This is a genomic window from Actinoplanes sp. NPDC048791 (genome assembly GCF_040650095.1).
In the GTDB taxonomy this organism is placed as follows: Bacteria; Actinomycetota; Actinomycetes; order Mycobacteriales; family Micromonosporaceae; genus Actinoplanes.
This window is the reverse complement of sequence record NZ_JBEZGQ010000287.1, coordinates 1-8,819: the sequence shown is the minus strand read 5'-3', so window position 1 is coordinate 8,819 and position 8,819 is coordinate 1. Positions and strand designations below refer to the sequence as shown.

General features: G+C 70.0%; 5 protein-coding genes. 2 read left to right on the top strand and 3 right to left on the bottom strand.

The genetic code is table 11. The features are described from left to right. Positions 1–493: hypothetical protein (locus AB0C29_RS21330; RefSeq protein ID WP_360822600.1), on the bottom strand; the 493-nt coding region annotated here is incomplete at its 3' end. A 150-nt stretch (positions 494–643) separates the two neighbouring features. On the opposite strand from AB0C29_RS21330, the gene AB0C29_RS21325 reads away from it, so the two are divergent. Together AB0C29_RS21325 and AB0C29_RS21320 are read left to right on the top strand one after the other, a co-directional pair. Next, entirely contained in the window at positions 644–1,420 is a 777-nt protein-coding gene (locus tag AB0C29_RS21325; RefSeq protein ID WP_360822598.1) for a deoxyribonuclease IV, read from the top strand. A gap of 811 nt (positions 1,421–2,231) precedes the next feature. Next, positions 2,232–4,550 carry a hypothetical protein gene (locus AB0C29_RS21320; RefSeq protein WP_360822596.1) on the top strand — a complete coding sequence of 773 codons (2,319 nt, stop codon included), beginning with the start codon at positions 2,232–2,234 and terminating at the stop codon, positions 4,548–4,550. Positions 4,551–4,552: 2 nt separating this feature from the next. Here AB0C29_RS21320 and AB0C29_RS21315 read toward each other — a convergent pair whose 3' ends face one another. Continuing rightward, complete coding sequence (locus tag AB0C29_RS21315) at positions 4,553–6,070, bottom strand: glycosyltransferase 87 family protein (RefSeq protein WP_360822595.1); 1,518 nt, start codon at positions 6,068–6,070, stop codon at positions 4,553–4,555. 128 nt (positions 6,071–6,198) lie between these two features. Beyond that, the gene (locus AB0C29_RS21310; protein WP_360822593.1) at positions 6,199–8,682 is read right to left on the bottom strand and encodes a transglycosylase domain-containing protein; all 2,484 of its coding nucleotides are present in this window, start codon (positions 8,680–8,682) and stop codon (positions 6,199–6,201) included. Positions 8,683–8,819: the final 137 nt, after the last annotated feature.

The following is an 8,819-nucleotide window of genomic DNA, read 5'->3' as shown; positions in this document are numbered from 1 at the left end:
TGCCCGTCGTGGCGGCCGGGGCCTCGAGCGTGGTGGGCGTATCGGCCGGATCGGTGGTCGTGTCCACCGGCGCGGGCATCGGATCGGGCTTGGCCGTCAGCGTCGGCGAGGCGGTGACCAGCACCGGCGTCGCCTGATCGGTGATGGCGCAGCTGGGATCGAGGGTGACCGCGGTCGTGCCGCGCCGGAAGACCACCTCGGTCGCGCCGTCGTCCGGGATCGTGCCCTGGGACTCGCCGTTGAGCCGCAGGCGCGCGCCGTGCCCGGTCCGGTTGACCAGCCGCACCCGGCCGTCGGCGGGCACGGTCATGACCTCGACGGACGGCGTGGACTTGCAGGAGAGGCCGAGCACCCCGCCGCCCGCGAAGACCACCTGCCGGCCACCACCCTCGACCTGGTCGGCGTTGGCCGTGCCGGTCGTGAGCAGCGCGGCACCGAGCAGAAAACCACCCAGCGCCGTCGCCGTCACACGGTTTCGGACTTGCCGCGACATGCACCATCTCCCAGCTCGCACCGATTGGCACCGGTACGTAGGTATGTGTGATCCGCTCGATTAACGACGCGCCGACAAGGGCGGTGACGCGCACGGTCGTCAGACGGCGACGGCCGGTGACCGTCGTACCCACGTCGTAGGCTCGGACCCATGCGCATCGGAGCCCATGTCGATCCCGCCGAACCCCTCGACGCGGCCGCCGCCCGCGGTGCTGACGCCGTCCAGTTCTTCCTTGCTGATCCGCAGGGCTGGAAGTCCCCGGCGGAACGCCCGGACGCGGCGGCACTCAAGGCGTCCGACGTGGACGTCTACATCCACGCGCCATACGTGATCAATGTGGCCACGTTGAACAATCGGATCCGCATCCCCAGCCGCAAACTGCTGCTGAGCCACGCCCGCGCGGCGGCCGCGGTGGGCGCGCGCGGCCTGATCGTGCACGGCGGTCACGTCAACGCCGGCGACGACATCGCCGTCGGATTCGACAATTGGCGCAAAACCTTCGCGTACGCGGAGAAGGAAGGTGGCCTGCCGCTGCCGATCCTGATCGAGAACACGGCCGGCGGTGACCACGCGATCGCCCGCCGCTTCGACAACCTGGCCCGCCTGTGGGACGCGGTGGGCGAGTTCGGAGCCGGGTTCTGCCTGGACACGTGCCACGCGCACGCCGGCGGCGAAGAGCTCCTCGACATCGTCGACCGGGTCAAGTCGATCACCGGCCGGATCGACCTCATCCACGCCAACGACTCGAAGGACAGCTTCGACTCCGGCCGCGACCGGCACGACAACCTCGGCAATGGCAAGATCGACCCGGAGCTGGTCGTGGCGGCCATCCGCGCCGCGGGCGCCCCGGCGATCGTGGAGACGCCCGGCGGCGTGGAAGGCCAGTCCGCCGACATCGCGCTGCTGCGCGAGAGGGCGGCCAGCTGACGCAGCGGCACGAGGGAGCAGCATGACGACCGAGCAGCCGCCGCAGCGCGGGGCCGACCCGACCGCGGGCGGAGCCGCGCCGGGGGAGCGCGCGGCCGGTTCGGGCGAGGAATCGGGCGCGGTGTCCGCGACCGGACCGGATACGGCTGAATCCGGCGCGGCCGAGTCGGGCCCGCCTGAATCCGGCTCTCCCGAAACCGGCGCGAGCCGATCGGGCACTGCCGGATCGAGCGCTAGCGGATCGGGCGCCAGCGGATCGGGCACTGCCGGATCGAGCGCTAGCGGATCGGGCGCCAGCGGATCGGGCACCGCCGGATCGAGCGCTAGCGGATCGGGCGCCAGCGGATCGGGCACCGCCGGATCGAGCGCAACCGGACCGGGCGCTAGCGGATCGGGCACTGTCGGATCGAGTGCAACCGGACCGGGCGGCACTGGGCCAGGCGGCACCGGATCGGGCGGCACCGGATCGGGCGGCACTGGGCCAGGCGGCACTGGACCGGGCGGCACCGGATCGGGCGGCACCGGATCGGGCGGCACCGGATCGGGCGGCGCTGATTCTGGTGCGGTCACCTCGCAGGCGACAGGAACCAGCGCGGCTCCCCTGATGGGAGACAGCGCCCGGCCGCCGGCCAAGCCGGTCCGCCGGTGGGCTGGACTGCGGAGGGCCCGTGCCGGTAAGTCCGCAGCGGTCGCGCCGGCCGCCCTGCGGCCCGCCGTGCCGCCGCACAGCGGTTCGGCAGCGGATCCTTTCGCCGGCTCTCAGTCCACGAAGGACCCGTCGGCAGCAGCCGGCGCGGATCCCTCGGCGAAATTGCGCAACCCGGCGGTAGAGAGCGCGCGCTCCAGCCCGCCGGTCGCTGACGAGAGCGTCTTTCCCACCAACGGCCTGCCACCCGACCTGATCCCTCCGGCCAAACCGTCCAGCGCAGCCGCCGAAGGAAAAACCAAGGCAGGGGACAAGGCTGGTTCGGCGACGGACAAGGTCGACACCCGGCCGGACCGCGACACCACAGCCGCCGGCGACGACGCGCCCAGCACCAAACCCGGCGCCAAGGCCAGCAGCAAGACCAACGCCGCAGACGGCACCAAGACCCACGCCGCGCCCACCGCAAAGTCAGGCTCCGCGAAACCAGCCACCCAAGATCCCGCGAAAGCCAGCGACACCAAGACCGGCACCAAGACCGGCACCAAGGACGCCCCGGAAACGGACGCCGACAAAGACAAGAACGACAGCACCCCCGAAGGCGACGGCAAAGACACCGGCAAAGGCGACGAAAAGACCGACCAGGAACCTCCCAGCGGAAAACCCACCCGCCGCCGAAAGCCCAAACTCCCCACCACCCGCCCACCCGGCGCCCCACCAGACCCCTGGACCGCCTTCGCCGAAACCTCCGAACGCGCCCCCGGCCGCATCAAGAGAGCCACCCGATCCCTGGGCCGCGCCCTCATCCACGAGTACGCCCTGGTCATCTACGGCTCCCTGCTGCTCGCCGTCCTGCTGACCTGGCCTACCCTGCGCTACCCCCTGCACACGTTCCCGCAGGACATCTGGGATCCGTCGCGGCAGGCGTGGCAGGTGTCCTGGGCCGGGCACATCCTGATCACCGAGCCGGCCCGGCTCTGGCAGTCCAACGCCTTCTTCCCCGAGGCCTACAGCTACGCGTTCGGCAGCAGCCTGCTCGGTTACGCCCCAGCCGGCATGATCGGCAGTGGCCCGCTGGCCGCCGTCCTGCGCTACAACATCCTCTATGTGCTGGCCCACGCCCTGCTGGCCATCGGCGGCTACGCCCTGATCCGTCAGCTCGGTGCCGGCCGCACCGGCGCCATCGTCGGGGCGGTCGCCTTCGCGTACGCGCCGTGGCGGCTGGCCCAGGAGGGTCATCTCGACATCATTTCCGCGGGTGGCATCCCGCTGGCCCTGGCCATGCTCGCCCGCGGTCACGGCTGGTCCATGCGGTACGGCTTCCGCCCCGGCCGCCGCCACGCCGGCTGGGCCACCATGGGCTGGCTCGTCGCGACGTGGCAGCTCACTCTCGGCTTCTCGCTCGGTCTGCCGTTCGCCTATGTCCTTGCCGTGCTCATCGTCGTCGTCGGGTTCGCGGTGCTGGTCCGCCGGTTGCGTCGCCGGTCGCCGCGGCCCGTACTCGGGTGGCGGTTGCTGGTCACCGATCTGCTGGGAGTGCTGATCTTCGCCGGGGTCGGGTTGCTGATCGCGTTGCCGTACCTGCGGGTGCCGGACACCGGTCCGGCCGGCACCGAGATCCGGTTCTTCTCGGCTCCGCTGCGGTCGCTGTTGATCGGTCCGGCCGAGTCGCGGATCTGGGGCGCCCCGCACGCCGTTCCGCGTCAGTCACTGGGCTGGCCCGCCGAGATGGCGCTGCTGCCCGGGTTCGTGCTCTACGCCCTCGCGCTGGTCGGCCTGGTGTTCTCCGTCTGGCGGATGTGGCAACGCCTGCTGCTGCTCGTCGCGGTTGTCGTCAGCGTGATCCTCACCGTCGGCACCACGTTCTTCGAGGGCCGCTGGACCTATCTGCCGCTCTTCGGCCATCTGCCGGCGTCTTTCGGGGTGCGGATCCCCGGCCGGATGATGCTGTGGGTGACGTTGCTGCTGGCCGTGCTGGCCGCGGGCGCGGTCGCCGAGTTCGTGCGCCGGGCCGAGCATCTGGCCGCGCACCGGGTGCCGCCGTGGCCCGGGCCGTGGTTGCGGCTGGCGACGCTCGTGCCCCTGCTGCTCGTGCTGGTCGAGACGTGGAATGCGACCGCACATCCGGTGGTGCCGGAGCAGCCCGCGGCGATGCGGACCCTCACCGGCCCGATGCTGGTCCTGCCGACGACCGCCCTCACTGATCAGACCGTCATGCTCTGGTCGACGTCACGGTTCCAGGAGGTGGCGAACGGCAGCGGTGGTTTCGCCCCGCAGCGTCAGTCCGAGCTGCGCCGCTCGGTGGCCACCTTCCCGGACGTGGCCAGCATCGAATACCTGCGGCAGCGCCGGATCGGCACGGTCCTGCTGTTGCGGGCCGAGGTTGTCGGCACGCCGTGGGAACGCTCGGGTGACGTGCCGGTGGAGACCCTCGGCATCCGCCGCGAGGACCTGGACGACAACTCCGTGGTCTTCTACCTCAACTGAGCTCAGGCCACCGGGGTCGGCGGCGGCGCGACCGGCGCGTTGTCGTCGACGGCCGGTCGAGGAGTCACCCGCAACCGCCGGCGCAGCGGCTCGATCCAGCCCGCGTCCGGCGCGCCGTCGAGCACGCCGCCGTCGGGGTCGTCGCGGTAGTTGTGCCGGACCACGTCCAGTTCCGGCCGCCAGATCTCGCGGATCACCAGCCCGCACAGGATCGCCACCGTGATCAGCCGCAGGCTCGAGGCCAGCACGAACGTGCCCTCCGGGATGACCGGCTTGCCGCCCGCGCCGAGCAGTTCCGCGTAGAACGCCGCAAAGTAGCCGATCTCCGCCACCGTCCACGCGATGATCGCTCCCCAGCGGGGCCGGGCCAGCACGATCAGCGGCAGCAGCCACAGCACGTACTGCTGGGACCAGACCTTGCTGAAGATCAGGAACGCGGCCACGACCAGGAACGCGAGCTGAGCCAGCCGGGGCTTGCGCGGGGCCAGCAGGCACAGCGCCGCGACGCCGAGGCAGGCGAGCCCGGTCAGCCCGTACGAGACGTTGTTGAGCACCGGTACGTGGTCGCTGAGCCACTGGAACGGACCCTGGTCGCCGGCCACCCCGGTGTTCCACTTGGTGTCCAGGTAGCGGCCGATGTACCAGGACGTGCCCCAGTCGACGGGCCGTTCCCGGTTCAGGTCGAAGAAGCGCATCCAGCTGTCGCGGTAGAGCACGGCGACCGGGATGTTGACGATCAGCCAGGCGGCCACGGCCGTGGCGGTCGCCGTCCAGAACTGCGGCATGCGTTTGGCCCGCAGGGCGAGCACGAACAGCGGTCCGAGGATGAACAGCGGCCACAGCTTGGCGGCGCCGCCGAGGCCGAGCAGCAGGCCGGCGGCCACCGGCCAGCGCCGGGCCCAGGCGTACAGGCCGAACACGGCCAATCCGATGGCCAGGAAGTCCCAGTTGACCGTCGCGGTGACCAGCACGATCGGGGAGAGCGCGAAGATCGCCGCGTCCCAGGGCCGGCGGCGGCGCAGCGCCAGGATCATCGCCACGGAGGCGACGGCCAGCGCCGACAGCACCAGCGCGTTTACGTTGTAGAACCACTTGCCCTGGTTGATCTGCGGGTACTTCTGGCCGAGGGCGTGCACCGGCAGGCCGAGCGCGCCCATGAAGTAGCCGGTGACCACCGGATACTCCACCGGGTGGTCCTTGTACGGGACCTTGCCCTCGTTGAGCCCTTCGGCGTAGTACAGCGCCAGCACGTCGGTGTAGCAGAACCGGGTGTACTGGACGTTCTTCTGCCAGTCGCCGTCCTGGCAGGGGGACTTCTGCACCCAGCTCAGCGCCAGCGTCAGGCAGAGCAGCCCGAGGACGATCCGCGGCACGGTCCAGAACCGGCCCCGGCGGGCTTCCGGGCGTACGGCGTGTTCGCCGAGCGGTCCGCCGATGGCCTGGGACAGCCCCCGGACGAAGCCGTCCGATTCGGCGGGCAGGTCAGGCCGGTCGGTCTCCTCAGACGATGGCGCGCTCATGCTTTGGCATCATGCCGCATGCGCCGGACGGGCAGGAGACGCCCTACGGCACAGTCCGGCCACAACGTCACAAAAGCGAAGTGGCGCCCAGCTCCGCGGAGAGGGCGCCACTTCGGGTGTCGAGGACGTCAGTTGCCGTCGTCGGTGTTCTCGTCGGTCTGCCCGCCACCACCGTCGGTGTTGCCGGTGTCCCCGTTCGGCGCTCCGGGCAGGTTGATGCCGGGCGTGCCGTTGTCGGGCCCGCCGTTGCCGCCGTTCCCGTTACCGCCGTTGCCGTTGCCGCCGTTCCCGTTGCCGTTTCCGCCGTTGTTGTTGTCGCACTGCTGGAAGATCCCGCAGAACGGGTTCTGCGGATCGCCGGCCGGCGGGGGCGGCGGCGGGGGCGGCTCGACGCCGTTGCCCTTCTTGCTCGGGTCGACGAACGCGGTCGAGTTCGGCAGGAACGGCTTGTTCTCGGCCTTGATCACCTTCGAGGCGGAGTCCAGGAACATCTTCCAGATCTCGCCCGGGATGGAGCCGCCGTTCATGGGTTTGCCAGGGGCCTTGAAAATCGGCAGCAGTTCCATCTGCTTGGTCTTCTTGTTCTCCTTCTCGCGGCCGACCCAGACGGACGCCGCGATCTCCTTGGTGCCGCCGACCATCCAGGCGTCACCGTTGTCGCCGGGCTTACCGCCCTTGCCGGTGAACTCCCAGGTGCCGGTCTTGCCGATGGCCTTGCGGCCGTTGTCCAGGCTGATGCCGTTGATCCCGGGGATCTTCTGCATCACGTTCTGCACCGCGGCGGCGACATCAGGGCTGAACGCCTTGACCGGTGCGAGCTTCTCGCCGGTGTTCTTGACCGCGACGAACTTGCCCGTCTTCGGGTCGCGCTGCGACACCGAGCGGACGAAGTGGGCCTTGTTGTAGACACCGTCGTTGGCGATCGTGGCGACGCCGCTGGCGTGGTCGAGCGCGGTGATCGCGTACTGGCCGAAGCCGACCTCGCGGCCGTAGCCCTTCTTCTTCAGCTCGGACTCGCTCAGCTTGTTGAGGTCGTAGCGCGCCGTGGTCTCCGGGTCACCAATCAGCTGGATACCGGCCTTGTGGGCCATGTCGATGACCTTCTCCGGGCCCAGCTTGTCGGCCAGCCAGTAGAAGGTGAAGTTGTACGACTGCTCGGTGGACACCTCGAGCGTGCAGGCCTTCGGGTTCGGGCACTTCAGGCCGCCGCCCTCGCGGCCGGAGTTGCTGATCTTTCCGCCGCCGTTGACCTTCTTCAGCGTGGAGTCCCAGATCGTGTCCATGCCGTAGCCGTCGCTCAGCGCGGCGAGCAGCGTGTAGATCTTGAACGTCGAGCCGGGCGGCCGGCCACCACCGATGAACGTCTTGCCGTCGTCGGTGTAGTTCGGGCCGGCGTAGTCCCAGCTCGCCGCGTCCGGGCCGCCGTAGTAGGCGAGCACCCGCCCGTTCTCCGGGTTGATGGCGACCAGGGCGGACCGGTAGGTGGAGGACATCCCGTTCAGCGGCGACTTCTTGCTCTGGGCGTTCGCCGCCTTCTCGGCCTGCTCCTGCACCTCGGAGTTGATGGTGGTCTTGATCTGGAGGCCACCCTGGTTGAGCTCGGCGTCGCTGATGCCCATGTCGCGCAGCTCGCGCTTCACGTACTTGACGATCTTGGCGCTCGGCTTGTTGTTAGCGCACGTGGTGGTGCACTTGTCCGGGTCCCACTTCAGCCAGGTCTTCGGGTATTCGGTCGGCGGGTTGATGCCCGCGGGCACGCCGGCCTCCGGCAGCCCGGACGGCAGGGCCAGCTCGGCCATGTTGCCGACCGTGTACCGCCAGCGGTCCAGGGCGTCGGGCATGCTGTTCTGCGGGTCGTAACCCTTGTGCGTGGCCGTCGGCTCGGGCTGCTTGATCACCGCGGCGAGGATCGCGGCCTCGCCGGCCGTGATCGCGTTCTTCTGGCCGATCGGGGTCAGGACGGACTTGCCGAAGTACGCCTTCGCGGCCGCCTCGACGCCGTACGCGCCGCGACCGAAGTAGACGGAGTTGAGGTAGCGACCGAGGATCTCGTCCTTGGTGTACTCGTCCTCCATCTTGCGGGCGATGACCGCCTCACGGAGCTTGACGTTGTACGTGATCTCTTTGCGCTTGGTGGCGTACTTCGCGTACTGCTGGGTGATCGTCGAGGCACCCTGGGTGTCGCCGCCGGTGAAGTTGTTCCACGCGGCGCGGGCGATGCCCTTCATGTCGATGCCGTTGTGCTTGTAGAAGCCCTTGTCCTCGGCCGACACCACCGCCAGCTTGACCAGCGGGTTGATGCTGCCGTCGGGCACGATCGACCGGTTGAACTGACCCAGCGAGGCGAGCACCTTGTTGTTGCTGGTGAGCAACTGGGTGGTCTGGGCCTCGGCGGTCGGCTCCTTGAAGTCGACGTTGTCGAAGAAGTAGGTGCCGCCGACCACACCGGCGCCGAGCAGGATGACCAGCACCGCCGCGGCCGCGGTCAGGATGTTGGTCCGCCGGCGGCGCTTGGAGGCCTTGGTGAGGATCTTGCCGGCGCTGCCGCGCTTGTCGAGCCCGGCACCGTCCGGATCGCCGGGACCACCCGGCCCACCGACGCCTGGAGACACCGGTCGTACGGCTGCGCGCGCGACAGCGCCGCGGCTGCCGTAGCCCGGTGCGGCATCCGGGGGGCCACCCACGGAGGCCCGGCCACCGACGCGGGCGGAGCCCACGGGTCCCGTGCCCGCCCCGACCGACGCTCGGC